Source organism: Kitasatospora sp. NPDC036934, assembly GCF_055608425.1.
On record NZ_JBVJQR010000011.1, the window covers coordinates 234144 to 258744 of the forward strand.

Annotated in this window: 26 protein-coding genes; 2 read left to right on the top strand and 24 right to left on the bottom strand. The window is 73.5% G+C overall.

From position 1 onward, the window contains the following. Nucleotides 1–18 precede the first annotated feature (18 nt). Nucleotides 19–645, bottom strand: a complete 627-nt coding sequence (locus ACZ7BZ_RS19100; RefSeq protein WP_350507111.1) for a response regulator transcription factor — start codon at nucleotides 643–645, stop codon at nucleotides 19–21. Further along, on the bottom strand, nucleotides 642–1847 hold the full coding sequence (locus tag ACZ7BZ_RS19105) for a sensor histidine kinase (RefSeq protein WP_470359286.1): 1206 nt from the start codon (nucleotides 1845–1847) through the stop codon (nucleotides 642–644). The genes ACZ7BZ_RS19100 and ACZ7BZ_RS19105 overlap by 4 nt, the downstream gene beginning before the upstream one ends. A 219-nt stretch (nucleotides 1848–2066) precedes the next feature. Here ACZ7BZ_RS19105 and ACZ7BZ_RS19110 point away from each other — a divergent pair, with 219 nt between their 5' ends. Together ACZ7BZ_RS19110 and ACZ7BZ_RS19115 are read left to right on the top strand one after the other, a co-directional pair. Beyond that, the gene (locus tag ACZ7BZ_RS19110; protein WP_470359287.1) at nucleotides 2067–3143 is read left to right on the top strand and encodes an ABC transporter permease; all 1077 of its coding nucleotides are present in this window, start codon (nucleotides 2067–2069) and stop codon (nucleotides 3141–3143) included. Further along, nucleotides 3140–3823 carry an ABC transporter ATP-binding protein gene (locus ACZ7BZ_RS19115; RefSeq protein ID WP_470359288.1) on the top strand — a complete coding sequence of 228 codons (684 nt, stop codon included), beginning with the start codon at nucleotides 3140–3142 and terminating at the stop codon, nucleotides 3821–3823. Before ACZ7BZ_RS19110 ends, ACZ7BZ_RS19115 begins: the two co-directional genes overlap by 4 nt. A 1-nt stretch (nucleotide 3824) precedes the next feature. Here ACZ7BZ_RS19115 and ACZ7BZ_RS19120 read toward each other — a convergent pair whose 3' ends face one another. From ACZ7BZ_RS19120 to prcB, 22 genes are all read right to left on the bottom strand, one after another. Next, nucleotides 3825–4034 (bottom strand): Uma2 family endonuclease, encoded by a 210-nt coding sequence (locus tag ACZ7BZ_RS19120; RefSeq protein ID WP_470359289.1) that lies wholly within the window; start codon nucleotides 4032–4034, stop codon nucleotides 3825–3827. Between the two features lie 222 nt (nucleotides 4035–4256). Beyond that, nucleotides 4257–4961, bottom strand: coding sequence for a GntR family transcriptional regulator (locus ACZ7BZ_RS19125; RefSeq protein ID WP_470359290.1), 705 nt, complete (start codon nucleotides 4959–4961; stop codon nucleotides 4257–4259). 160 nt (nucleotides 4962–5121) lie between these two features. Beyond that, on the bottom strand, nucleotides 5122–6081 hold the full coding sequence (locus ACZ7BZ_RS19130; RefSeq protein ID WP_470359291.1) for an ornithine cyclodeaminase family protein: 960 nt from the start codon (nucleotides 6079–6081) through the stop codon (nucleotides 5122–5124). After that, nucleotides 6078–7115: a proline racemase family protein gene (locus ACZ7BZ_RS19135; RefSeq protein ID WP_470359292.1), complete on the bottom strand. Its 1038-nt coding sequence runs from the start codon at nucleotides 7113–7115 to the stop codon at nucleotides 6078–6080. The genes ACZ7BZ_RS19130 and ACZ7BZ_RS19135 overlap by 4 nt, the downstream gene beginning before the upstream one ends. Further along, nucleotides 7115–8479: an aldehyde dehydrogenase family protein gene (locus tag ACZ7BZ_RS19140; protein WP_470359324.1), complete on the bottom strand. Its 1365-nt coding sequence runs from the start codon at nucleotides 8477–8479 to the stop codon at nucleotides 7115–7117. The genes ACZ7BZ_RS19135 and ACZ7BZ_RS19140 overlap by 1 nt, the downstream gene beginning before the upstream one ends. A 48-nt stretch (nucleotides 8480–8527) precedes the next feature. After that, nucleotides 8528–9532, bottom strand: coding sequence for a proline racemase family protein (locus ACZ7BZ_RS19145; RefSeq protein ID WP_470359293.1), 1005 nt, complete (start codon nucleotides 9530–9532; stop codon nucleotides 8528–8530). Nucleotides 9533–9664: 132 nt separating this feature from the next. Next, nucleotides 9665–10600 carry a dihydrodipicolinate synthase family protein gene (locus ACZ7BZ_RS19150; protein ID WP_470359294.1) on the bottom strand — a complete coding sequence of 312 codons (936 nt, stop codon included), beginning with the start codon at nucleotides 10598–10600 and terminating at the stop codon, nucleotides 9665–9667. 54 nt (nucleotides 10601–10654) lie between these two features. Beyond that, complete coding sequence (locus tag ACZ7BZ_RS19155; protein ID WP_470359295.1) at nucleotides 10655–12091, bottom strand: FAD/NAD(P)-dependent oxidoreductase; 1437 nt, start codon at nucleotides 12089–12091, stop codon at nucleotides 10655–10657. A gap of 88 nt (nucleotides 12092–12179) precedes the next feature. Continuing rightward, a complete protein-coding gene (locus ACZ7BZ_RS19160; protein WP_470359296.1) occupies nucleotides 12180–12500 on the bottom strand; it encodes a (2Fe-2S)-binding protein in 321 nt (106 codons plus the stop codon). Between the two features lie 34 nt (nucleotides 12501–12534). Next, nucleotides 12535–13692 (bottom strand): NAD(P)/FAD-dependent oxidoreductase, encoded by a 1158-nt coding sequence (locus ACZ7BZ_RS19165; protein ID WP_470359325.1) that lies wholly within the window; start codon nucleotides 13690–13692, stop codon nucleotides 12535–12537. 121 nt (nucleotides 13693–13813) lie between these two features. Continuing rightward, nucleotides 13814–14707, bottom strand: a complete 894-nt coding sequence (gene tatC / locus ACZ7BZ_RS19170; protein WP_470359326.1) for a twin-arginine translocase subunit TatC — start codon at nucleotides 14705–14707, stop codon at nucleotides 13814–13816. A gap of 193 nt (nucleotides 14708–14900) precedes the next feature. Then, on the bottom strand, nucleotides 14901–15203 hold the full coding sequence (gene tatA, locus ACZ7BZ_RS19175) for a Sec-independent protein translocase subunit TatA (RefSeq protein ID WP_380456570.1): 303 nt from the start codon (nucleotides 15201–15203) through the stop codon (nucleotides 14901–14903). A 248-nt stretch (nucleotides 15204–15451) separates the two neighbouring features. Continuing rightward, nucleotides 15452–15628 (bottom strand): hypothetical protein, encoded by a 177-nt coding sequence (locus ACZ7BZ_RS19180; protein ID WP_465744495.1) that lies wholly within the window; start codon nucleotides 15626–15628, stop codon nucleotides 15452–15454. Nucleotides 15629–15676: 48 nt separating this feature from the next. After that, nucleotides 15677–15883, bottom strand: coding sequence for a hypothetical protein (locus ACZ7BZ_RS19185; RefSeq protein ID WP_380456574.1), 207 nt, complete (start codon nucleotides 15881–15883; stop codon nucleotides 15677–15679). 27 nt (nucleotides 15884–15910) lie between these two features. Next, nucleotides 15911–16867 (bottom strand): helix-turn-helix transcriptional regulator, encoded by a 957-nt coding sequence (locus ACZ7BZ_RS19190; protein WP_316520336.1) that lies wholly within the window; start codon nucleotides 16865–16867, stop codon nucleotides 15911–15913. A 64-nt stretch (nucleotides 16868–16931) separates the two neighbouring features. Then, a complete protein-coding gene (locus ACZ7BZ_RS19195) occupies nucleotides 16932–17906 on the bottom strand; it encodes a helix-turn-helix transcriptional regulator (RefSeq protein ID WP_380456576.1) in 975 nt (324 codons plus the stop codon). A 271-nt stretch (nucleotides 17907–18177) separates the two neighbouring features. After that, entirely contained in the window at nucleotides 18178–18561 is a 384-nt protein-coding gene (locus tag ACZ7BZ_RS19200) for an FKBP-type peptidyl-prolyl cis-trans isomerase (RefSeq protein ID WP_470359297.1), read from the bottom strand. Between the two features lie 176 nt (nucleotides 18562–18737). After that, nucleotides 18738–20057, bottom strand: a complete 1320-nt coding sequence (locus ACZ7BZ_RS19205) for an FKBP-type peptidyl-prolyl cis-trans isomerase (RefSeq protein WP_380456580.1) — start codon at nucleotides 20055–20057, stop codon at nucleotides 18738–18740. Nucleotides 20058–20274: 217 nt separating this feature from the next. Further along, nucleotides 20275–21264: an FKBP-type peptidyl-prolyl cis-trans isomerase gene (locus ACZ7BZ_RS19210; RefSeq protein WP_470359298.1), complete on the bottom strand. Its 990-nt coding sequence runs from the start codon at nucleotides 21262–21264 to the stop codon at nucleotides 20275–20277. A 143-nt stretch (nucleotides 21265–21407) separates the two neighbouring features. Next, on the bottom strand, nucleotides 21408–22769 hold the full coding sequence (pafA, locus tag ACZ7BZ_RS19215; protein WP_380456583.1) for a Pup--protein ligase: 1362 nt from the start codon (nucleotides 22767–22769) through the stop codon (nucleotides 21408–21410). A 117-nt stretch (nucleotides 22770–22886) separates the two neighbouring features. After that, a complete protein-coding gene (gene prcA, locus ACZ7BZ_RS19220; protein ID WP_380456585.1) occupies nucleotides 22887–23648 on the bottom strand; it encodes a proteasome subunit alpha in 762 nt (253 codons plus the stop codon). 31 nt (nucleotides 23649–23679) lie between these two features. Continuing rightward, complete coding sequence (gene prcB / locus ACZ7BZ_RS19225; RefSeq protein ID WP_380456587.1) at nucleotides 23680–24522, bottom strand: proteasome subunit beta; 843 nt, start codon at nucleotides 24520–24522, stop codon at nucleotides 23680–23682. Between the last annotated feature and the right edge of the window lie 79 nt (nucleotides 24523–24601).

A 24601-nucleotide genomic window follows, 5' to 3' on the forward strand; every position in this document is an offset into this window, starting at 1 on the left:
AACTCCCTCACCCTACGCTCAGCGGATCAGCCCGCGCCCGCGCGCCTCCCGCACCGCCGCCGTCCGAGAATCGACCCCCAACTTGGTGTAGATGTGCACCAGATGGGACTTCACCGTGGCCTGGCTCAGGTGCAGCCGCTGACTGACCTGCTGGTTGGTCAGCCCGTCCGCGACCAGCCCCAGCACCTCGGTCTCCCGGGCGCTGAGCGCCGCCGCAGGCGTCCGCATCCGCTCCAGCAGCCGGTCGGCGACGCTCGGCGCCAGCGCGCTGCGCCCCGCCGCGGCGGCCCGGACGGCCTGGGCGAGTTCCTCCGGCGGCGCGTCCTTCAGCAGGTACCCGGTGGCACCGGCTTCCAGGGCCGGGAGGGTGTCCGCGTCGCTGTCGTAGGTGGTGACCACCAGCACCCGCGGCGCGCCCGCCCGGGCGGTGATCGCGGCGGTGGCCTGGGCCCCGTTCATGGCCGAGCCGGGCCCGAACTGGAGGTCCATCAGCACCACGTCCACGCCTGGTTCCGCCGCCAGTTCGACGGCCCGCTCGGCGGTCGCCGCCTCGGCCACGATGGCGAAGTCGGGTTCGCTCTCCAGCACCGCCCGCAGCCCGGCCCGCACCACCGGGTGGTCGTCGGCGATCAGCAGCCGGATCACGGGCCGGCCTCCGGGGTGACGGGCAGTTGCACCGCGAGGGCCGTCCCCTCGCCGGGTGCGGACTCCACCGTGAAGCTGCCGCCGAGCGCGCGGGCCCGGGCCCGCATCGAGGGCAGTCCGAAGCCGCCGTCCGCGCCGGTGCGGCCGGCCACCGCCGCCGGGTCGAACCCGGTCCCGTCGTCGAACACGTCCAACGCCACCTCGCCTTCCATGTAGCTGAGTGTCACCTCGGCGCGCGAGGCCTTCGCGTGCCGCACGGTGTTGCCGAGCGCCGACTGGGCGATCCGCAGCAGCGCCACCTCCTGGGCGACCGGCAACCGTAGGGGGTCCCCGGAGACGTGCAGGTGGACGGGCAGTCCGCTGTGCGCGGTGGTGGTCGCACAGAGCCGATCCAGCGCGACCGGCAGCGAATCGCCGTCCAGCGCGGGCGGGGTGAGCGCGCGGACGAACCGCCGGGCCTCGTCCAGGTTGTCCTGGGCGGCCTGGCGCGCCTGCTCCACGTACCCGGCGGCGGCCTCGGTGCGCTCGGGCAGCGCCCGCTGGGCCGCGCGCAGCAGCAGCTGGATGGAGCTGAGGCTCTGGGCGAGGGTGTCGTGGATCTCCCGGGCGAGCCGCTCCCGCTCGGCGAGGACCCCGGCCGCGTGGTGGGCGGCGGCGAGGTCGGCGCGGGCGGCGGTCAGTTCGTCGATCAGCCGGCGCCGTTCCTCGCTCTCCCGGTACAGCGCCTGGTAGCCGAGCACGGTGGCGGTGGCGACGGCCGCGCCGAGCGCGGGCCCGATCGAGGCGGCGAGGTTGAAGGAGTGCTGGTGCCAGGACCACGCGGCGATCGCCCCGAGCGCGGTGAGGGCGACGGCCGTCAGCCCGCCGCGCCGCCCGAGCAGGTGCAGTTCCAGGAAGTACAGCGGGAAGGCCAGCCACACCCCGTCCTGGGTGGCGACCAGCACGCCCGCCCAGGTGACGCCGAGCAGCGCCAGCCAGAGCGCCGCGCCCCGGCGGGAGCGGTGGACGGCGGCCAGCTTCGGCCCGACGGCGTACACGGCGGCCATCGCGGTGGCCGCGGCGGCGACGGCCGCCGGGTCCCCGCCCCGGTCGACGAAGGCGGCCCGGGCCACCGCGAGGGCGAGCAGGCCCGCCACGAGCAGGTGCAGGCAGAGCCGGAGGACGCGGGCGACGGGTGTGGTTCTGGATCGTTCGGTCGCCATCCCTCCAGCTTAAGTTCCGCCTCCCGGGCCCGGCATCAATCAAAAGGTTGAACTCCGCTTCTGCCCTTTGATGCCCAGGATGCAATCCCGGGCGCGATGCCCCGGCCACCCCGTTTCGGGGAGCGTGGCAACGTCACCGGCTCCGCTGCCGGCGGCAACGTCACCGGCCCCGCTGCCGGTGGCAACGTCCCCAGTCCCGCTGCCGCAGGAAGGCCCACCGTGTTCGTCGCCTGGAGGGATCTCAGGTTCGCCAAGGGGCGGTTCGCCCTGATGGGAACCGTCATCGTGCTGATCACCGTCCTGGTCGGCCTGCTGTCCGGACTGACCGCCGGACTCGGCCGGCAGAACATCTCCGCGATCACCGGCCTGCCCGCCGACCACCTGGTGTTCTCCAAGCCCGCCGACGGGCAGGAGCTGAACTTCACCGACTCCCAGCTCACCCCCGACCAGTGGCAGGCCTGGACGCGCGAGCCCGGCGTCACCTCCGCCCAGCCGCTCGGCATCACCACCACCAAGGCCGCCGCCGGCACTCGCACCGCCGCACTCTCCGCCTTCGGCGTCCCGGACGGCTCCGACCTGGCCCCGCAGGGCGACCGGATCGCCCCCGGCCGGGCCGTGCTGTCCACCACCGCCGCCGAGAAGCTCGGCAACCTCACCCCCGGCGCCGACTTCACCGTGGCCGGGCACCGGCTCACCGTCGCCGCCGTCGCCGGCGACGCCGCGTACAGCCACACCCCGGTGATCTGGACCAGCCTCGACGACTGGCAGCAGTTCGCCCCCGGCGGCGCCGGCCACGCCACCGTCATCGCCCTGCACACCGGCAAGGGCGCCGACCTCGCCGCCGCCGACACCCGCCACGGCACCGTGACCCGAACCCGCGACGACGCCCTCGCCGCGATCGGCTCCTACACCTCCGAGAACGGCTCGCTCCAGCTGATGCGCGGCTTCCTGTTCGCCATCTCCGCCCTGGTGATCGGCGCCTTCTTCACCGTCTGGACGATCCAACGCAGCGGCGACATCGCGGTGTTGAAGGCCCTCGGCGCCTCCACCCGCTACCTGCTGCGGGACGCCCTCGGCCAGGCCGTACTGCTGCTGGTGCTCGGTACGGCCGTCGGCACCGCGATCGCCTCCGGCTTCGGCGCGCTGCTCGGCTCCGCCGTCCCCTTCGTCCTGGACGCCCCGACCGTCCTGCTGCCCGCCGTCGTCATGATCGCCCTCGGCGCGATCGGCGCGGCCCTGTCCATCCGCCGGATCACCTCCGTCGACCCGCTGACCGCCCTGGGGAGCGCCCGATGAGTCTCCACCTCGACCGCATCACCTTGACCTACCCGGACGGTGACGGCCGGCTGACCGCCCTGGACGATGTCTCGCTGACCGTCCCCAAGGGCTCCATCACCGCCGTGGTCGGCCCCTCCGGCTCCGGCAAGTCCAGCCTGCTGGCGGTGGCCGCCACCCTGATCAGCCCGGACTCCGGCCGGGTCGTCGTCGACGGCACCGACACCGCCGGCCTCGGCCGCGCCGAACTCACCGCCCTGCGCCGCACCAGGATCGGCATCGTCTTCCAGCAGCCCAACCTGCTGCCCTCGCTCACTGCCGCCGAACAGCTCCAGGTGATGGCCCACCTGGACGGCCGCTCCCCCCGCGAGGCCCACACCCGCGCCCTGGAACTCCTCGCCGCCGTCGGCCTCCGCGACCAGGCCGCCCGCCGCCCCCACCAGCTCTCCGGCGGCCAGCGCCAACGCGTCAACATCGCCCGCGCCCTGATGAACGACCCCACGGTGCTGCTCGTCGACGAGCCCACCAGCGCCCTCGACCACGAACGCGGCGCAGCGGTCCTGGACTTGATCACCGACCTGACCCACCGCCGCGCCACGGCCACCGTCCTGGTCACCCACGACCGCACCCACCTGACGGCCGTCGACCAGGTCGCCGAGGTCCACGACGGCCGCCTGACCCTGCCGACGGTGGTGGCCTGAACTACTTCTTCGCCGCGAGCACGTCGTCCACCGAAAGCGTCACCGACGCCCCGATCGACTCGGGCAGCGTCAACGACTGCCCAGGATGGTGGACGGCGTGCACTCGGTACTCTCCGTCCTTGGGGTCGGTCAGCACCATCACCCGCTGGTTCGTCCGGTCCACGATGACGTAGACCGGCACCCCTGCCTCGGCGTACAGCGGCGGCTTCACCTTCAGATCATCTGACCTCCGAGAATCTCGACCCGGTGCCCCACGAGTCGATCGGAGATCAGCTCTGCAGCCTCGAGCAACGTCATCTGCCCGAAGGGTTCTTCCACTGCGGCGGCGGACATGGAGTTCCTCCTGACTGCCGACGTCGAGATCATCATCGTAAGAACGCGAGCGCCTCCCAGCACCCGATCCCCATCCTTCACCCGAACGGGTGGTTTAGCCCTACCGGGCCCGCAGCCGCAGACCCGGGCGCTCCGCCGCCTCGTCCTGGCCCGCCCACAGCGAGCGGACGTGGCTGAGGTGCCGGGTCATGCAGGCCTCCGCCGCCTCGGCGTCGCCGGAGAGCATCAGGTCCAGCAACTCCACGTGCTCCTCCGCCGAGGAGACCAGCTGCCCCTGCTCGTCCAGCCGGGTCAGCCCGTACAGCCGGGAGCGCTTGCGCAGGTCCCCGACCACGTCGACCAGCCGCGCGTTGCCGGCCAGCCCCAGCAGGTCGAGGTGGAACTGCCGGTCCGCCTCCAGGTAGCCGATGAGGTCGTGCTTGCGGGCGGCCGCGACGATCGCCTCGGCCTGCGGGCGCAGCCGTTCCAGCTGGTCCTTGGTCGCCGCGCGGGTGACCCGGCCGACGGTCGGGACCTCGATCAGGGCGCGGATCTCGGTGTAGTCGTCGAGGTCGCGCTCGGTGAGTTCGGTGACCCGGAAACCCTTGTTGCGGACGGCCTCGACCAGTCCCTCCCGGGCGAGGTCGAGCATGGCCTCGCGCACCGGGGTCGCGGAGACGCCGAAGTCGGCGGCGAGGGCGGGTGCGGAGTAGACGACGCCGGGGCGCAGTTCGCCGGAGATCAGGGCCGCCCGGAGCGCGTGGGCGACCTGGTCGCGGAGCCGCTCCTGCACGGAGATCAGGGTGCGGGACGTGAGCTCGGCCATGGTGTTCCTCCGGGTGGGTGCAGAACACCAGCGTACAATGTCACGTTACGTTGAGCGTGCAACAGTCCGCGATTCAAACACCCCGACGCTCATGGTGACAGCGGCCGTCGACCGTGACAACGGCCGACGGCACACGATTCCACGGCTCCACCACCGCCGCCTAGGGCCGCCGGGCCCGCGAGGCCCGGTACACCTCCGCCGCCACTGCCAGGTCCTCCCAGCCCATCCCGACGCTCTTGAAGAACCGCGGCCGCCCGTCCGGCACCAGCGCGTCGCCGCGCACCAGCTCGGCCAGGTTCCACACCTGCCGCCGCCCGAGCGCACCCGCCAGCAACAGGTCGCCGGCCTCCCGGGCCGCCACCGACCGGGCCTCCACGTACAGTTCGGCCCGCCCGACCAGCACCTCGTCCACTTCCCGCGCGTCCGGCTCGTGCGAGCCGACCGCCGCGACGGCCGCGTGATCGGGCACCAGCACCCCGTCGAACAGCGGGGTGCGCGCGGTGGTGCAGCAGACCACCAGATCGGCCTCGGCCACCGCCTCCGGCGCCCCCACCGCGCCCGCCAGCCCGAGCCCGCGCCCGTACGCCGCCAGCGCGGCGGCCCGCCCGGCGTCTCGCGCCACCACCGTGACCCGCCGGAGCGACTTCAGCGCCGGGACGGCCAGCAGCGCGTCCAGGTGCCCGTAGGCCTGCGGGCCGGAGCCGAACACCACCAGGTGCTCGGCCTCCGGCGCCGCGAGCCGCGCCAGCGCCGCCGCCGTCACGGCGGGCGTGCGCAGAGCGGTGAGGGCCGCGCCGTCCAGCAGCGCCAGTGGCTGGAGCGTCGGCCCGTCCAGCAGCAGGTAGCTGCCGGTGATCCGGGGCAGTCCGCGCGCCGGGTTGGCCGGCGCCACCCCGGCGATCTTGACGCCCGTGAAGGTCCCGGTGGCGGCCGGCATCAGCAGCAGTTCCCCCGCCGGCACCGGTACGGCCGACCGGGCGGGCGCCGCCTCCGGGTCGAACCCGTCCAGCAGCACCCGCTCGATCGCCCGCACCGCGTCGGCGGGCCCGACTCCGCCGACTCCCGGCACGGCGTACTGGAGCGGCTCAACCGCCGCGCCGGGGAGCTCATCACCACTCACAGCAGGAACCCCGCCCCCAGCTCGTCGCCCGGTTCCAGGAGGAACCGGTGCTCCCCGGTGCGGTACGCCGTGCCGCTGACCTCGGTGACCACGCCCGCGCCCAGCGGGTCGCCGCCCGCGAGCACCTGCCCGGTGAACCGGGTGCCGATGATCGACTCGTGCCGCAGCGGCTCCCCGGGGGCGAGCCGCCCCTCGGCGGCGAGTACGGCGAGCCGGGCGGAGGTGCCGGAGCCGCAGGGCGAGCGGTCGATCTGCCCGTCCGCGAACACCACCACGTTCCGCTGGCTCAGCACGCCGTCCGGAGAGGGGAGTTCGTCGTACAGCACGACCCCGTACACCCCGGACAGCCGCGGGTCGGTGGGGTGCGCGACCGCCTCCGAGTCCGCCAGCAGCGCCCTGATCTCCCGCCCCGCGGCGACGAGTTCGGGCAGCTGCCCGGTCTCGACCGCGAGCCCGAGCGCGGCGGCGGGCACCGAGGCGTAGCAGGCCCCGGAGTGCGCCACGGCGACCTCGACCACCCCGCGCGAGGTGTTCAGCGGCAGCTTCAGCGCGCTGACCCGGCTGGGTACATTGCGGAAGGTGACGCCGGTGGTGCGCCCGCCGGCCCGGTGCACCAACGCGGTGACCCGCCCTGAGGGCACGTCGATCCGCACCCGCGCCACACCGTCCGAGGGCGCCGGCACCAACCCGGAGTCCACCGCCCAGGCGCCGAGCGCGATGGTGCCGTGCCCGCAGGCGGTCGAGTAGCCGTCCTTGTGCCAGAACAGCACGCCCAGGTGCGCCTCGTCGTCGTCCGGCGGCACCAGGAACCCGCCGTACATCCCGGCGTGCCCGCGCGGCTCCCGGGCGAGCAGCCGCCGGATGTCGTCCAGCGCCCCGGGCCGGGGCGCGGTGGCACTGCCGCCCGCGCCGATCGCGATGGCCCGCCGCTCGGCGACGCTGTCGCCGGGGATCGGGGGCGCCCCGCCGAGCACGATCCGGAACGGCTCGCCGGCCGTGTGGTAGTCGACGGCGTCGACGGTGCGGAGGTCCATCAGGCACCTCCGCCCGGCAGCACGCTGATGGTCCGGCTCGCGGTGTAGAACTCCAGTGCGGCGCGGCCCTGTTCGCGCTCGCCGTGGCTCGCGCCCTTGGTCCCGCCGAAGGGCAGGTGGAAGTCGACGCCGCTGGAGGGCGCGTTGACCCGGATCATGCCCGCGTCGAGGCGCTCGGCGGCGGCCAGTGCCGCGTCCAGGCTGCGGGTGTGCACCGAGGTGGCGAGGCTGTGCGGGGTGTCGTTGGCGAGCGCGATGGCCTCGTCCAGGTCGGCGGCCGCGTGCAGCACCGCGATCGGGCCGAAGAACTCCTCACTGGCCAGCGGGTGTTCGGCCGGTACGTCGGTGAGCAGGGTCGGCTCGACGTACCAGCCGGTCCGCTCGGGGGCACGTCCGCCGGTGAGCACCGTCGCCCCGGCCGCCACCGCCGAGTCGACGGCGAGGGTGAGCCGCTCCCGCGCGGCGGCGTTGACCACCGGCCCACATACCGAATCGTCCATCCCCGCAAGGGCCTTGACCAGCGCCTCGCGCAGCGGCTGGTACGCCGCACCCACCGCGATCACCCGGCTGGTGGCGGTGCACTTCTGCCCGGCGTATCCGGCGATCGCGGCCGCGAGGTGCCCGGCGGCCAGGTCGATGTCCGCGTCCGGGAGGACCAACGCCGCGTTCAGTCCGCCGAGTTCGGCCTGCACCGGCACCCCGCGCCCGGTGGCGGCCCGCACCACCGCCCGGCCGACCCCGGTGGAGCCGGTGAAGGACACCACGTCGGCCTCGTCGACCAGTGCCTGCCCCTCCTCGGCCCCGCCGGGCAGCACGGTGAGCACGTCGGCGGGCAGGCCCGCCAGCTCGGCCAGCCGCAGCGCACAGGCCGTCGCCTCGGGCGCGGGCTTGAGCACGGCCGTGTTGCCGACCGCCAGTGCCGGCGCCGCCTTCCAACTCGGGATCGCCAGCGGGAAGTTCCACGGCGCGATCAGCCCGGCGACCCCGTACGGGCGGCGCCGGGTGAGCAGCAGCCCCGGTCCGGCGGCGGTCTCGTGCACCGCGCCGGACGGCTCGTACGGCGCCTGCGCGTAGTAGCGCCAGATCGCCGCCGTCCGGGCGACCTCCCCCCGCGCCTCGGCGAGCGGCTTGCCGACCTCCCGCACGATCAGCGCGGCCAGTTCCTCCGCGTGCGCCTCGACCGCCTCGGCGATCCGGCCCAGCGCGGCCGACCGGGCGCCCGCCCCCGCCGCGAGCCAGCCGCCCTGGGCGGCCCGGGCCCGCCCGACGGCGGCCCGTACGGCCTCGGCGCCGGGCTCCTCGACGGCGACCACCAGGTCGGCCGGGTCAGCGGGGTTGTACGAGGTGATGGTCACGACTGGCAGCCCTTCGAAAGCAGGTTGGACACGACGCGTCAGCGCAGGAACGACGCCTCAGAGCAGGAAGCCCGCCGGGAACGGGTCGTCCGGGTCGAGGAAGTACTGTGCGGTGCCGGTGACCCAGGCCCGCCCGGTGACGGTGGGCACCACCGCGGGCCGCCCGGCGACCTCGGTCTCCTCGACCAGCCGCCCGGTGAAGGTGGTCCCGATGAAGGAGTCGTTGCGGAAGTCCCGCCCGATCGGCAGCTCGCCGCGCGCGTGCAGCTGCGCCATCCGGGCCGACGTGCCGGTGCCGCAGGGCGAGCGGTCGAACCAGCCGGGGTGGATGGCCATCGCGTGCCGGGAGTGCTCGGCGGTGGAGCCGGGGGCGAGCAGCTGGACGTGGTGGCAGCCGTGGATGGACGGGTCCTCCGGGTGCACCGGCCGGTCGGCGCCCGCGTTGACGGCGTCCATCAGGGCCAGGCCGGCATCCAGGATCTCCTGCTTGCGCTCGCGCTCGAACGGCAGCCCGAACTCGGCGAGCGGCAGGATGGCGTAGAAGTTGCCGCCGTACGCGAGGTCGTAGCCGATGGTGCCGTACCCGGGCACCTCGATCTTGCGGTCCAGCGCGACGGAGTACGAGGCCACGTTGCGGATGGTGACGGACTTGGCGGCGCCGCCCTCGACCCGCACCTCGGCGACCACCAGGCCGGCGGGGGTGTCCAGCCGGACCGTCGTCACCGGCTCGACCACCGGCACCATCCCGGTCTCGACCAGGACGGTGGCGACGCCGATGGTCCCGTGCCCGCACATCGGCAGCAGCCCGGAGACCTCGATGTAGAGCACCCCGAAGTCGGCGTCCGGCCGGGTGGGCGGCTGCAGGACGGCGCCGCTCATCGCGGCGTGCCCGCGCGGCTCGTACATCAGCAGGGTGCGGAAGTGGTCCAGGTGCTGCTGGAAGTACACCCGGCGTTCGGCCATGGTGGCGCCGGGGATGACGCCGAAGCCTCCGGTGATCACCCGGGTGGGCATGCCCTCGGTGTGCGAGTCGACGGCGTGGAACACGTGACGGCTCCGCATGGCCTCACAACTCCCTCTGAGAAAAGGTCGATCGAGGCCGGCTGACCCCGCAGCCGGCCGACTGGACACGCCCTGGGCAAGGCCCTGGGCCCTGGACAGGGCCTCGGCGAGGCCCTGGGACCCGGGCGGGGCCTAGGCGAGGCCCTCGGCCAGGGCCTTCTCGGTGGCCGCGCGCACCGCCGCCTCGATCTCCGGCTCCAGCGGCAAGCGCGGCGCGCGGACCGGCCCGCCGGGGCGCCCGGCGATGTCCATGGAGAGCTTGATGGCCTGGACGAACTCGGTCTTGGAGTCCCAACGCAGCAGCGAGTGCAGCGACTTGTACAGCGGCAGCGCGGTCTCCAGGTCCAGCGCGACGGCCGCGTCGTAGAGCGCCACCGAGGCCTCCGGCAGCGCGTTGGGGTACCCGGCGATCCAGCCGACCGCGCCGGCCAGCGCCAGCTCCAGCAGCACGTCGTCGGCGCCGATCAGCAGGTCCAACCCCGGTGCCAGCTCGGCGAGTTCGTACGCACGCCGGACGTCCCCGCTGAACTCCTTGACCGCCACGATCGAGCCCTCGGCGTGCAGCCGGGCGAGCAGCGCGGGCACCAGGTCGACCTTGGTGTCGATCGGATTGTTGTACGCGACGATCGGCAGGCCCGCCTTGGCGACCTCGGCGTAGTGCGCCCGCACCGAGTCGTGGTCGGCCCGGTAGGCGTTGGGCGGAAGCAGCAGGACGGAGCCGGCCCCGGCCTCGGCGGCCTGCTCGGCCCAGCGGCGGGACTCGGCACTGCCGTACGCGGCGACCCCGGGCATGACCCGGGAGCCGTCACCGGCCGCCTCGATCGCCACCTCGACGACCCGGGCGCGCTCCTCGGCGGTGAGCGTCTGGTACTCGCCCAGCGATCCGTTGGGGACGACACCGTCGCAGCCGGACTCGATCAGCCAGCGGACGTGCTCGGCGTAGGCGTCGTAGTCGACGGAGAGGTCCGGGCGCAGCGGGATCGTGGTGGCGACCATGATGCCGCGCCAGGGACGGGTGGTGTCACGGGGGGTGATGGACACGGTACGCTCCTTGGTGAGGTGTGACATTTTATTAGAGGAAGAGGGTCGGCGACAAGAGTCCCCGGCCCCCACGTTCGTCGGCTATCTCTCGGGCGCGGTCCCGGCACCGGGCTCAGCAGACGCGGCAGACGCCTCGGGCGCACCGGGCGCAGCGGAGGCGGCGGGGGCGGAGTCAGGGACCCCCGCCGCCAGCTGCGAGAGCGGCACCGGGCAGGCCAACGGCCGCCGGTCCGCCCCCGGCTCCCCCGAGCCGGACAGACAGGCCACGGCCGGACCGCACATCCGCCCCTGGCACCAGCCCATCCCCGCCCGGGTGAGCAGCTTGACGGTGCGGGGGTCGCCCGCGCCGAGCTCCTCCACCGCCTCCCGCATCCGGGAGACCGGCACCTCCTCGCACCGGCACACGTCGGTGTCCGGCCGCAGCCACCCGGTCCAGCCGGGCCCCGGCCGGTGCGCGGCGGCCATCAGCCCGGCGAAGGCCCGCAGCCGCGCCCGGCGGCGCAGCAGCGCGCGCCCGGGCGGCACCCCGGCGATCGCGTGCGCGGCCAGCTCGCCCTCGGCGAGCGCGAGGTCGGCCCCGCCGACGCCGTTGGTCTCCCCCGCGGACCACAGGCCGGGGACGGTGGTGCGCAGCCGGGCGTCGACCCGCAGCGCTACCGCGCCGTCCGGCCCGGCAAGGGTCTCCGCGCCGAGCTCGGTGGCCAGGTCGATCTGCGGCAGCAGTCCGTGGCCGACGGCGAGCGCGTCGCAGGCGATCCGCCGTTCGGTGCCGGGCAGCGGCCGCCAGGAGGCGTCCAGCCGGGCCACGGTGACTCCGGTGACCCGCTCGTCCCCGTGCGCCTCCACGACGGCGCTGCGCGGCCGTAGCCGTACGCCGTGCCGCAGCAGCGCGCCGCCGTGCCCGGCGCCCTCGACCAGCTTGGCGGGGACGGCCGCCAGCACGCCGGGGCGCCGGGCGTACCCGAGGTAGCCGCTCGCCTCGACCACCGCCGGGACGTGCGCCCCGGCGCCGACCAGCGAGGAGGCGGCCGCGAGCAGCAGCGGCCCGCTGCCGGCCACCACGATCCGCCGCCCGGGCAGCACCAGCCCGGCCTTGAGCATGGCCTGAGCCCCGCCCGCGGTGACCACCCCGGGCAGGGTCCAGCCCGGGAACGGCAGCTGCCGCTCGTACGCCCCGGTTGCGAGCAGCACCGTCCGGGCCCGGACGGTGGCCCGGTCGGCGGCCTGCGGCCCGCGGGTGACGTGCACGGCGAAGCCGTCCGCGGTGCGTTCCAGCGCCCACACCTGGTGGCCGCCGCGGAACTCGGCCCGGGGCTGCCCGGCGAGCCGCGCGGCCAGCCCTGTGTACACCGGCCAGTGGTGGTGCAGCCGGTCCGGCCGGGTGGCGCCGAGTCCGGGCGCCGGGTGCCGGTAGTACTGCCCACCGGTCCGCTCCGCGCCGTCCAGCAGGGCGCAGCGCAGCCCGAGGTCGGCGGCCGTGACGGCGGCGGCCAACCCGGCGGGTCCGGCCCCCACCACGACGAGGTCGTACGGCCCGGACGGCCCCAAAGGCCCGCCCGACCCAGCTGGCCCGCCCGACTCGGACGGCCCGTACGGCTCAGACGGCTCAGACGGCAAGGTCGGCACGGCCGTGACCCTCCTGGGTGGTGACGACGGTCCCGGGCTCCGCGGGCAGCAGGCACAGCCGCTGGTTGGCCCGGCCGTCCACAGTGGCCAGGCAGTCGAAGCAGGCGCCGATGCCGCAGAACGCGCCGCGCGGGCGCCCGCCGTTCCGGGTGGTGCGCCAGGCGAGCACGCCGTCGGCCCAGAGCGCGGCGGCGATCGACTGTCCGGGCAGGGCCCGGACGGGCCGCCCGTCGAACTCGATGTGGTGGCCGGGCCCGGGCTCGGCCCCGACCAGCCCGGCGGGGGTGCGGCGACGCGTCACCGGCTTCTCCAATCCAGAGGTCCAGAACAAGGTCTCACCCCGCCGGGAACCGGTCCGCCCGGAACGGCGCGAGGTCCAGCTCCGGCCGTTTCCCGGCCAGTTGCGCGGCGATCAGCAGCCCGGTGCCGGGCGCCAGCCCGATGCCGGCACCCTCGTGCCCGCAGGCGTGGTACAGCCCCGGCGCCCGGGGGTCCTCCCCGATGGCCGGAAGGTGGTCCGGCAGGTACGGGCGGAAGCCCCGGTAGGTGCGCAGCACGGTGACGTCCGCGAGCACCGGGAACAGCTCCGCGGCCTGGACGGCGAGCCGGCGCAGCACCTCCTGGGAGAGGGTGCGGTCGAAGCCGACCCGCTCCCGGCTGGCGCCGATCAGCACCGGCCCGCCCGGGGTGCCCTCGACCACGGCGGAGGTCTGCAGCCCGGCCGAGCCGCTGGCCACGTCGGCCACGTAGTCGGCGGCGTAGACCTTGTGCCGGACGACCCTCGGCAGCGGCTCGGTGACCAGGACGAAGCCGCGCCGGGGCAGCACCGGCAGGTGCACGCCCGCCAGCGCGGCCAGCTCGCCGCCCCAGGTGCCCGCGGCGTTGACCACGGCGGGCGCGGCCAGCCGGCGCCGGGCGGTCCGGACGCCGCGCACCGCGCCGTCCGGGCCGCGGTCCACCGCCGCCACCTCCTCCCCGGTGTACAGCTCGGCGCCCATCCGGCGGGCCTCGCGCAGCAGGTGGGCGGCGGCGAGCGCGGGCTGCACCTGGGCGTCCTGCGGGTAGTGGTAGCCGCCGGCGAGCCCGGGGGCGAGGTGCGGTTCCAGCTCGCGCAGCCGCTCGGGCGGCACCTCCGCGGCGCTCACCCCGGCCGCGGCCTGTCCGGCGGCGAAGGCCCGCAGCGCCTGCTGCCCGGCCTCGGTCGAGGCGACCACCACGCCGCCCTTGGGCTCGTACTCGACGGCCGGCCCGAGTTCCTCGGCGAGTTCGTTCCAGAGCCGGGTGCTGAGCAGGGCGAGGTCGAGTTCGGGCCCGGGTTCCTTGTCGGAGACCAGCAGGTTGCCCTCGCCCGCGCCGGTGGTGCCCCCGGCGACCGGCCCGCGGTCGACCACGGCGACGGCGAGTCCGGCGCGGGAGGCGTAGTACGCGCAGGCGGCGCCGACGACTCCGGCGCCGACCACGACGACGTCCAGTGGAGGTGTCCAGGTCTTCAGCACGTCAGTAATATGTCACATTCCATCAACCCTGCCAAGAGCCCACCAGGGCCGGAGCAGCGCAAAGCCCCGGCCACCGCACACAGCGGGGGCCGGGGCCGGCAGGCTCAACGCGTCGGGCTCAGGTGATGTCGTCCATCTGCTCCCGGCGCGCCGTCGGCACCGGCGCGGCGCCGGCCGCCGGGGCCGCCGAGGCGTCGACCGTCTCCGCACCCGCCACCGGCCGCACCGTGAGGTCGACCTGCGAGGCCTCCTCGTCGTCCAGGTCGGCGTCCGGGTTGTTCCGGCGCCTGCGCCGGTCGTTCATGATCGCGATGCCCACCGCGAGGAAGTACAGCGCCCAGATCGGCGCGGCCAGCGCCAGCATGCTCAGCGGGTCGGCGCTCGGCGTGGCGAAGGCCGCGAACACCGTGATGCCCATGACCATGCCGCGCCACCAGCCCAGCAGCCGCTTGCCGGTGACCATCCCGACCTGGTTCAGCATCACCAGCAGCAGCGGAAACTCGAAGGCCAGGCCGAAGACCAGCACCATCCGGGTCGCGATGTCGAAGTAGTCCTCGGGCGGCAGGATCGGCGTGGTGCCGTTCGGCGTGAACGAGATCAGCACCTCGACCGTGGTCGGCAGCGTCAGGATCGCCACGGCCACACCGGCCAGGAACAGCGGCGCCCCGCAGAGCATGAAGATGACGGCGTACTTCTTCTCGTGCTTGTGCAGACCGGGCGCCACGAAGGCCCACACCTGGTAGAGCCAGATCGGCACGGTGCCGACCACGCCGGCGGTCAGCGAGACCTTGAGCATCCAGGTGAAACCGGCGGTCAGGCCGATGTTGGAGACCTGGGCACACCTGCCGTGGAACTGCCCGGAGGTCTCCGGGGTGCACTGCGGCAGCGGCTCCAGCAGGAAGTGCTCGATCCGCTTGTGGTAGATCGCCGCGATGATGGTGATCACCACGATCGCCAGGACCGACTTGACCACGCGGTTGCGCAGTTCCCGCAGGTGATCGGCGAGGGCCATCCGCCCCTCAGGATCCTTGGACGCCTTCTGCGGCGCCTTGGAGAGCTTGCTCAACCCCGGTCCTCAACTCGTGCGTCGAGGCCCGCCGGTCGACGGGCCTCCGTGGTCACGCGCGTCACGCGCACCGTGTACGTCGGGTACGACGCCCGCACCGCACACCACGGATGCGTCGCGTACGTCACGGCTGCCGCGCTCAGTGGGGGCGCTCGCCCCCGGGCGTCCCCTGCCCCGCGCCGGGCTCGGCCACCGGCCGGGCCGTCGCCGAGGCGCCCGGAGCGGACTGGACGGTCCTGGCCGTCGGCTGCGCCGTGACCTGCGGCTGGGCGGGCGGCGCGCTCCCGTCCGGCTCGTCGTCCGAGCGCATCGCCTTGGCCTCGCTCTTCAGGATCCGCAGCGACTGCCCCAACGAGCGCGCCAGCTCGGGCAGCCGCTTGGCCCCGAACAGCACGATGGCAACCACCACGACCACCACGATCGCGGTCATCGAGAAGCGCATGCGCCGACCACCTTCAGCATCCGCGGCCCGCCAGGCCGCCCGCCGCGGATGGTAACCGCTGCGGATGACGCCCCGACGAAGGCCGCCCGAACAGGACAGCGGCCCCCGGTTCGCCGTTCAAGGAGCCACTTGAGAGCGTAACCCGCCGCCACCTCCACGCAGCAGTCCCCGTACCACCCGGTGCCCCGGCCGTGCCGATGCTCCGACCGGATCACCCCCGCGGAAGAGCGGCCCGGGGCCGCGCGGCCCTACCGCCCGGGAACGGCCTCGGCCAGCTCCCCCGCCGCCTCGGCCAGCGCCCGGGAGGCCGTGTCCACGCCCTTGGCGAGCGCCCGCACGTCCAGCCAGAGCCGGATCGCGAGGACCCCGAGGACCAGCAGGCCCGCGGTGGCGAGCAGGACGGCGGCGACGAGCATCCAGGACATGCGCCCCACCCTATACGGGGGCCGCCACGCTCTACGGGGCCACCGCGGTCAGCCCTCCGCCGGGATGAGCCGCATGGTGCGCACCCCCGCAGCGGTGAGCGCCTCGACGATCTTCTCCCCGGCCTGCTTGCGCACCGCCGCCCCGCACAGTGGGCAGCCGAAGCTGTAGTGCGCCTGCGCCGGGGTCCGGCCGAGGGTCAGCCGGAACTCCTCGGCCGGGAGTTCGACCTTCTCCCGGCACTGCGAGCAGTACACCTTGAATCTCGTCCCGGGCTCCACCGCTCAGACCTGCCCCTCCCCGTAGGCGGCCAGCGCCTCCCGCGCGGCCGAGCGCGCCTGCTCCGCCAGCTCGGGCGGCGAGACGATCCGGCCGTCGCGCCCCAACCGCAGCGCCAGCGGGCGCAGCTGGGAGGGGTCGGCGCTGCGCAGGGTGATCCGCAGCCCGCCGTCCGGCAGTTCCTCGGCCCGGTCGTGGGTGTAGTACTCGGCGACCCAGCGGCCGCCGGAAGAGACCTCCACCACCACCTCCGGGTCGTCCGCCGCCGGGTTGACCAGCCCGCCGCTGAGGTCGCGCGGCTCGCGCCGGGGCGGGTCGGCCGGGACGTCCAGGACGCGGATCTCGGCGACCCGGTCCAGCCGGAACATCCGGTGGTCCTCCGAGGTGCGGCACCAGGCTTCCAGGTACGTGTGCCCCTCGGTGAGCAGCCGGATCGGGTCGACCTCGCGCTCGGTCATCCCGCCGCGCCCGTGCGAGTAGTAGCGCAGCCAGAGCCGGCGGCCCTCACTGAGCGCGCGGTCGATGTCGGCGAACACGTGGCTCTCGGCCTCGAAGGTGACCCCGACCCGGGCGCTGCCCTCGGCGCTCTCCCCCGCGGCGTTCTCGATCTTGGCGACGGCCCGGGTGAGCGCCTCCCGGTCCCCGGCCCGCAGGCCCGGCAGTCCGGCTACCGCCCGGGCGGCGACCAGCAGCGCGGTGGCCTCGTCGGCGGCGAGGCGCAGCGGCTGGGCGACGTCGTCGACGTTGTGCCACCAGATCCGCTCGCCGTCGGTGTCGATGTCCAGCAGGTCGCCGCCGCGGAAGCTGGTGCCGCACATCGGCAGCACGTTGAGGTCCCCGATCAGCTCGCGCTCGCTGATCCCGAACGCCCGGGCCACCTCGGCGACCTCGGCCCCGGGCCGCTCGCGCAGATAGGTGACCAGCGACAGCATCCGCCGGGTCTGGTCGATGGCGTTGCTCATGCGTCCACCTCGTCACACTCGGCGGGCGCTGCGCACAGGCCGCGCCTTCCGATGGTTCGCTCACTCACGCGCCCGCTCCTTCAAGCCCCGCGACCGCCCGCAGCCGGTCGACCACATCCGCCCGCAGCTCCTCCGGCCCGAGCACCAGCACGTCCGGCCCGAACTCCGCCAGGTCGGCGCCCAGCCCGTTGCCGTACGGGATCTCCAGCTCGTCCCAGGCCTCGTCGACCCGGGTGCTGCCCAGCGCCTTGGTGCGCAGCGGGAAGCCGGCGCCCCGGCGGACCCGGACGGTCGCGGTGGCGGTGGCCCCCTCACCGGCGAACTTGGCCACGGTGGCCCGGACGTCCACGTGCTCGGGCACGGTGCCGAGGAAGGCCCCGCCCTTGGCCCTCACCTTGCCGGTGATCCGGCTGAGCCGGAACACCCGGGCGTCGCCGCGGTCCCGGTCGTACCCGGCCAGGTACCAGTGCCCGCGCCAGCACTCCAGCGCCCACGGCTCGACGCTGCGCTGCTCGACGGCGGCGGCGCCGGCCTTGCGGTACTCGAAGGTGACCGGGCGGCGGTCCCGGGCGGCGGTGAGCAGCGGCTCGAACGCGGCCTCCCGGGCGGGAATGCGCGGCTCCAGGGCGGTCCGGCCCTCGGCCTCGGTGAACGGCACCCCGGCCGCGCGCAGCTTCTGGAGCGCGCCGCTGGCCGCGCCGGACATCTTGGCCTGCTGCCAGACCCTGGCGGCCAGGGTCAGCGCGGCGGCCTCCTCGGCGTCCAGCGCGATCTCCGGCAGCCGGTTGCGGTCGGGGCGGGCGAGGTAGCCGAGCTCGCCGTCCAGCGTGCTCTCGTCGACGTCGATCACCAGGCCGAGCTCGCGCAGGTCGTCCTTGTCCCGCTCGAACATCCGGTTGAAGGCGTCCTCGCTGCTGTTCTGCCAGGCTTCCCGGTACGCCTCGATGGATTCCCGCAGCTCCTTCTTGGAGAGCGGACGTCTGGTGTTCATCAGGCACAGGGCGAGATTCATCAGCCGCTCTGCCTTGGCGATCGCCATCGCTGACCCTTCCGGTGTGCCGCGCCGCGCGCGGGGTGCGCCAACCGGGCGATCCCCACCCGGCGGGACCGACCGTACCGGTAGCGGTACGCACTGCAAAAGCCGCGTCCCGCGCCCGCTCCCCACCGGGTGGCGTCCGGGCCCGGAAACGACCTCGGGCCGGGCCCCCGAAGGGGTCCGGCCCGAGGTCAGCGCAGGCCCGAGGTCAGCGCGGGCCCGAGGTCAGCGCGGGCCCAGAAGGCCGACGCGGGCTCAAACGGCCGGCGCAGGCTCAGACGGCCAGCAGGTCGACCACGAAGATCAGGGTCGAGTGCGCCGGGATCGCCGGGGTCGGCGACTGGGCACCGTACGCCAGGTGCGACGGAATGGTCAGCTCACGACGGCCGCCGACCTTCATGCCGACGACACCCTTGTCCCAGCCCTTGATGACCCGGCCGCCGCCCAGCGGGAAGCGGAACTCGTTGGGGCTCCGGTTCCAGCTCGCGTCGAACTCCTCGCCGGTCTCGAAGGTCACGCCGACGTAGCGGACGCTGACGTTCTGGCCCGGCTTGGCCTCCTCGCCGTCACCGACGACGATGTCACGGATCTGCAGCTCGGTCGGGGCGTCGCCGATCGGGAAGTCGATCTCGGGCTTCTCGTTCAGGTTCACAGCCATGGTCCCTCTTCTCACGTTCGCAATTCCACACACGACCAAGCGGCGGGCGCCCGCACCCGGTCCACCCGGGCGGAGAGCCCGGGAGCACCACCGTACGGGCGCCCGCCGCCCGTCGGGACACGGCCACGCGGCCGGTCCCGAAGGTCACACGCCCACCATTGTCACCCGAAAGTGGATCAGCCCTGACCGGCGTCCAGGATGTCCACCACGAAGACCAGGGTCGAGCCGGGCGGAATGTCGCCCTGGCCCTTGTCCCCGTAGCCCAGCGAGGCCGGGATCACCAGCTCGACCCGGCTGCCGACGGTCTGGCCCGCCAGCCCCTGGTCCCAGCCCTGGATGACCTGGCCGCCGCCGACCGGGAAGGAGAACGCCTGGCCCTTGCTGAGCGAGGAGTCGAAGACCTTGCCGTCCTTGGCGAGCGCGCCGGTGTACTGGACGACGACCTTCTCGCCCTTCTCCACGGCCGGCCCGGTGCCCTTGATCAGCACGTGGGTCTTCAGCTCGGTCGGGTCCTTGGCGCCGGCCACCGGGGTGATGTCGGCCGGCTTCTTGCCGTTGTCCTTGACCTGCGGGAAGTCCGCCGGCGGCGGGGTGACGGTTCCGCTCACCACCGCGTCGGGCGCGTTGGCGTTGCGGATGTCGATCACGAAGATCAGGTTGTCCTTGGGACCGATCGACATGTCCGGCTTGCCCTGGGAGCCGAAGCCCGCCGCCGGCGGGGCCACCACCAGCAGTCGGCTGCCGGCCTTCTTCCCCATCACGGCCTGGTCCAGGGCCGGGATCAGCGCGTCGGTGCCGGCCTGGAAGATCTGCGGCTTGCCCTTGTCGTCGTACGAGCTCGGGATGTCCTTGCCGGTGTTCCAGTCCTTGGCGGTGTAGTCCACCGAGGTCCAGCTGTTCTTGTCCACCTTGGGGCCGGAGCCCTCGGACAGCACCTTCACCACGAAGGAGCCGTCGGAGGCCTCGCCCGGCACCTGGATCTCGGCCTTCTTGCCGAAGTCACCGGTGACGGTCGGCAGCACCTTGGCGCTGTCCTTGATCGGCGGCACCGGCTCGGCGGTCGGCGTGGGCGGCGCGGACTTCGTCGCGTCCGGCTGGGCCGCCGCGGAGGTGTCCTTGGAGGAGTCCTTGTTCACCATGTACAGCGTCACGCCGCTGCCGACCAGTAGCAGGGCGATCACCGTGCCGAGGATCACGCCGAGCTTGCCCACCCCGGGCGGGTTCTCGTCGTACCCGGCCTCCGAGTTGTCGGTCTTGCGCACATTGCTGGCGAAGATCTGCGGGGCGTCGTCGTCGTCCGTCCTGGTCCCCGTCACGCGCGGCTTCTCGCCGGGCTGCGCCCAGCCGGCCTGCTGCGCGAGGATCGCCGGGGGGACGACGATCGACTCGCGGTCCGACGCGACCGGTCCGCCGGGACGGGAGGCGGTCGGGTCACCCGCAGAGTCGTCGTTCGCCGCGGTGCCGGCCCCGCCCGGGCTCGGCGTCTTCTCAGTCATGACTCCCCATCCATCTCGCCACGAGGTCTTCCAGGTCTGCGCCCGGCGTGGTGAGCGCCGGCCTGTCGCCGTACCCGTCCGCCCCGGACCCCGGCGCCGGGCGGCGCCTGCCACAGTGCGAGGGCAGTATGACAGCTCAGGATGAGGGCGGACGCTTCGTTGTACGAGCGTCCGCCCAAGCGTACGGAATTCTCCCGGCGACTTCCTAGAGCGCCCGCTAGACCGCTTCGAGAATGTCGATCACGAAGACCAGCGTGGAGTTCGGCGGCACCGAGCCCTGCGCCTGGTCCTTGTACCCCAGCGCCGGCGGCACCACCAGCAGCACCCGGCTGCCCACGTTCTGCCCGACCAGCCCCTTGTCCCAGCCCTCGATCACGCTGCCGGTACCGATCTGCACGGCCTGGGCGCCGCCGTGGGTCCAGGAGGCGTCGAACTGCTGGCCGTTGCTCCACAGCACCCCGGTGTACTGCACCACCAGGGTCTGCCCGGTCTTGACCTGCTTGCCCTCGCCCTTGATCAGCACGGCCTGCTGGAGGTCGGTGGGCGCGGCCTGCCCGGCCGGGACGGTGATCCCCACCGGCGCCTTGCCGTTGTCCTTGACCTGCGGCAGGGTCGCGGCCGGCTGGGTCATGGCCCCGGTCAGCGTGGAGTCCTGCGGCAGCGCCTCCACGATGTCCAGCACGAACACCACGGTGTCGCCCTTGTTGACGCCCAGCTGAGTGGAGCCCTGCTCCCCGAAGGCCGCCGCCGGTGGGGCCACCACCAGCAGCCGGGTGCCGACCTTCTTGTCGATCACGGTCTGGTCCAGCGCCGGCACCAGTTGCCCGCTGCCCGCCTGGTAGAGCTGCGGCTTGCCGTTGTCGTCGTACGAGCTGGGCAGGTCCTTGCCGGTGGTCCAGTCCTTCGCCGTGTAGTTGACGGTCACCCAGTCGCCCTTGTTGACCGTCGACCGCTCCCCGTCGGTCACCGTGTTCACCACGAACTGGCCGCTGGGCTGCTGGCCCTCCGGGATGGTGATGGTGGCCTTGCTGCCGAAACCGCCCCCCGAGAGCGTGGGCATCGGGGACGCCTCGCTGACCGGCGCCGGCACGGTCGGAGCGGCACTCGCGGTGGACGGCGTCGCCGGGCCGGCCGCCTTGGGCGAACTGCTGCAGGCGACCGCCAGCAGCAGCGGCAGGGTGAGAAGCAAACCGGCGGTGCGGCGCACGGTGGTCCTAACTGTCGGTCGAGTCGGCTCCCCCGAATCGACGGACAGCGTATGCCCGGCACGCGTCCGGCCCCGGTAGACACCACCGGGGCCGGCTCCAGCGCATCGATCACGGCGCGTGGCTCACGGCGCACGCGGCACGGTCACATGCCCGCGATCAACTTCTCCACCCGCTCGTCCACCGAACGGAACGGGTCCTTGCACAGGACGGTGCGCTGCGCCTGGTCGTTCAGCTTCAGGTGCACCCAGTCCACCGTGAAGTCCCGGCGCTGCTCCTGCGCCCGACGGATGAAGTCCCCGCGCAGCCGGGCCCGGGTGGTCTGCGGCGGGATCGACTTGGCCTCGAAGGTCTTGAGGTCGGTGGTCACCCGCTTCGCCTGGCCCTTGCCCTGGAGCAGGTAGAACAGGCCGCGGCGGCGGTGGATGTCGTGGTACGCGAGGTCGATCTGGGCCACCCGCGGGTTGGACATGCTCATCTGGTTCTTCTCGCGGTAGCGCTCGATGAGCTTGTACTTCATGATCCAGTCGATCTCGGTGGCCACCCCGTCCAGCCGCTCGGTGCGGACGGCCTCCAGGGTGCGGCCCCACAGGTCGAGCACCTGGGCGATGGTCCCGGTGTTGATGCCCTTGCGGTCGGCGAACTCCAGGGCCTTGGTGTAGTACTCCTCCTGGATGTCCAGCGCGCTGGCCTCCCGGCCGTTGGCCAGCCGCACCTGGTGGGTGCCGGTGAGGTCGTGGCTGACCTCGCGGATCGCCCGGATCGGGTTCTCCAGGGTGAGGTCGCGCATCACCACGCCGGCCTCGATCAGCCGCAGCACCAGGTCGGTGGAGCCCACCTTGAGCAGGGTGGTGGTCTCGGACATGTTGGAGTCGCCGACGATCACGTGCAGCCGGCGGTAGCGCTCGGCGTCCGCGTGCGGCTCGTCCCGGGTGTTGATGATCGGGCGGGAGCGGGTGGTGGCGGAGCTGACGCCCTCCCAGATGTGCTCGGCCCGCTGGCTGACGCAGTACACCGCGCCGCGCGGGGTCTGCAGCACCTTGCCCGCTCCGCAGATCAGCTGGCGGGTCACCAGGAAGGGGATGAGCACGTCGGCCAGCCGGGAGAACTCGCCGTGCCGGGCCACCAGGTAGTTCTCGTGGCAGCCGTAGGAGTTGCCGGCCGAGTCGGTGTTGTTCTTGAAGAGGTAGACGTCCCCCGCGATGCCCTCCTCGTGCAGCCGCCGTTCGGCGTCCACCAGGAGTCCTTCGAGGATCCGCTCGCCCGCCTTGTCGTGCGTGACCAGCTCGGTCACGTCGTCGCACTCGGGGGTGGCGTACTCGGGGTGGGAGCCGACGTCGAGGTAGAGCCGGGCGCCGTTGCGCAGGAAGACGTTGCTGCTGCGGCCCCAGGAGACGACCCGGCGGAACAGGTACCGCGCGACCTCGTCCGGCGACAGCCGCCGCTGCCCGCGGAACGTACAGGTCACGCCGTACTCGTTCTCCAGCCCGAAAATCCGGCGGTCCATGAGCACTCCTTTTCTCGTCGGAGCTGTCCGAAACCGCCTCCACGACGACTGGGCCGTCGCAGGGGCACCGGAGTCCCGTACGCCGGCGGTCCGGCCGCCGTACGGGACTCCGCAGTACTACTCGTCCGACGAACCGCCGCCCGCCGGGTTCTCCTCGTCGTCCGCTTCGGCGGACTGGTCCCCGTCGAGCAGCCGACTGAGCTGGTTGCCCAGGATCCGCTTGAACTTGCGCTGCTGGAACCGCTGGCGGTCGAGGACCGCGACCTCCAGCTGTTCCGGGGTGAGGGCGCGCGGGCTGCCCCCGTTGGGGTCGCGGGCGAGCGAGTCGACCGCGACCTTCACCGCCTCGGTGAGACTCAGGCCGACGCGGTGGCGCTGGCCCAGGTAGTTGCCGATCGAGTCGGCGTTGCCGCCGACCACGACGTAGTTCTTCTCGTCGACGACCGAGCCGTCCGGGGTGAGCCGGTAGATCTGGTCGTTGTCCGCGGTGCGGCCGACCTCGGCGACGATCAGTTCGACCTCGTACGGCTTCTCGCCGACCGAGGAGAAGATGGTGCCCAGGGTCTGGGCGTACACGTTGGCCAGGCCGCGGGCGGTGACGTCGGCCCGGTCGTAGGAGTAGCCGCGCAGGTCGGCGTAGCGGACGCCGCCGATGCGCAGGTTCTCGAACTCGTTGTAGCGGCCGACCGCCGCGAAGGCGATCTTGTCGTAGATCTCGGAGACCTTGTGGAGCGCCCGGGAGGTGTTCTCGGCGACGAAGACGATGCCGTCGGCGTAGGTGAGCACGACCACGCTGCGGCCGCGCGCGATGCCCTTGCGGGCGTACTCCGCGCGGTCCGCCATGGCCTGCTGGGGCGAGACGTAGAACGGTGTCGACACCGGCGGTCGTCCCTTTCCTGTGAGGTGATGGCTAGATCAGCGGGGCCTGCGGGCCGTTGGGCCGGGCCAGGCGCTCGTCCGTGATGGCGACCACGATCTGCGTGACCTCCGCCTCGGTGAGCCGGCGGAAGCCGTCCTCGGTGATCAGCGAGACGATCGGGAAGATCTTGCGGGCCAGGTCCGGTCCGCCGGTGGCGGAGTCGTCGTCCGCCGCGTCGTAGAGCGCCTGGACGACCAGGGTGGCGGCCTGGTCGGCCGTCAGGTCGTCGCGGTAGAGCTTCTTCATCGAGCCGCGGGCGTAGACCGAGCCCGAGCCGGTGGCGGCGAAGCCGCGCTCCTCGGACCGCCCGCCGGTGACGTCGTAGTTGAAGATCCGGCCGCGGCCGAGGTCCAGGTCGTAGCCGGCGAAGATCGGCACCACCGCGAGGCCCTGCATGGCCATGCCCAGGTTGCCCCGGATCATCGTGGTGAGCCGGTTGGCCTTGCCCTCCAGGGAGAGCGTGGCGCCCTCGATCTTCTCGTAGTGCTCCAGCTCCAGCTGGAACAGCCGGACCATCTCGATCGCGAGGCCGGCGGTGCCGGCGATGCCGACCGCGCTGTACTCGTCGGCCGGGAACACCTTCTCCATGTCGCGCTGGGCGATCACGTTGCCCATGGTCGCACGGCGGTCACCGGCGATCACCACACCGCCGTCGAAGACCGCGGCCACGATCGTGGTCCCGTGCGGGGCCTCGACCACGGCCCCCTCGGGCAGCCCACGGCGGCTGGGGATCAGCTCCGGCTGGTGCTCGGCCAGGAAGTCGAGGAACGAGGACGACCCGGGGGTCAGGAAGGCAGCCGGTAGACGCCCGGTGCCACGAGTGTTGGCTTCCACACGATTCCTTCCAGGTAGCTTGAAGCGCGCATTGCCCGCACCCTACCCGCCGACGATCAACGTCCACGCGTGGAGGGGC

Excerpts from the sequence above, each read along its gene's own strand:
- ACZ7BZ_RS19105 (WP_470359286.1), bottom strand. The coding sequence starts at position 1,847 with ATGGCGACCGAACGATCCAGAACCACACCCGTCGCCCGCGTCCTCCGG.
- ACZ7BZ_RS19115 (WP_470359288.1), top strand. The coding sequence starts at position 3,140 with ATGAGTCTCCACCTCGACCGCATCACCTTGACCTACCCGGACGGTGAC.
- ACZ7BZ_RS19125 (WP_470359290.1), bottom strand. The coding sequence starts at position 4,961 with ATGGCCGAGCTCACGTCCCGCACCCTGATCTCCGTGCAGGAGCGGCTC.
- ACZ7BZ_RS19135 (WP_470359292.1), bottom strand. The coding sequence starts at position 7,115 with ATGGACCTCCGCACCGTCGACGCCGTCGACTACCACACGGCCGGCGAG.
- ACZ7BZ_RS19145 (WP_470359293.1), bottom strand. The coding sequence starts at position 9,532 with ATGCGGAGCCGTCACGTGTTCCACGCCGTCGACTCGCACACCGAGGGC.
- ACZ7BZ_RS19150 (WP_470359294.1), bottom strand. The coding sequence starts at position 10,600 with ATGTCACACCTCACCAAGGAGCGTACCGTGTCCATCACCCCCCGTGAC.
- tatC (WP_470359326.1), bottom strand. The coding sequence starts at position 14,707 with ATGGCCCTCGCCGATCACCTGCGGGAACTGCGCAACCGCGTGGTCAAG.
- tatA (WP_380456570.1), bottom strand. The coding sequence starts at position 15,203 with ATGCGCTTCTCGATGACCGCGATCGTGGTGGTCGTGGTGGTTGCCATC.
- ACZ7BZ_RS19180 (WP_465744495.1), bottom strand. The coding sequence starts at position 15,628 with ATGTCCTGGATGCTCGTCGCCGCCGTCCTGCTCGCCACCGCGGGCCTG.
- ACZ7BZ_RS19190 (WP_316520336.1), bottom strand. The coding sequence starts at position 16,867 with ATGAGCAACGCCATCGACCAGACCCGGCGGATGCTGTCGCTGGTCACC.
- ACZ7BZ_RS19195 (WP_380456576.1), bottom strand. The coding sequence starts at position 17,906 with ATGGCGATCGCCAAGGCAGAGCGGCTGATGAATCTCGCCCTGTGCCTG.
- ACZ7BZ_RS19200 (WP_470359297.1), bottom strand. The coding sequence starts at position 18,561 with ATGGCTGTGAACCTGAACGAGAAGCCCGAGATCGACTTCCCGATCGGC.
- ACZ7BZ_RS19205 (WP_380456580.1), bottom strand. The coding sequence starts at position 20,057 with ATGACTGAGAAGACGCCGAGCCCGGGCGGGGCCGGCACCGCGGCGAAC.
- pafA (WP_380456583.1), bottom strand. The coding sequence starts at position 22,769 with ATGGACCGCCGGATTTTCGGGCTGGAGAACGAGTACGGCGTGACCTGT.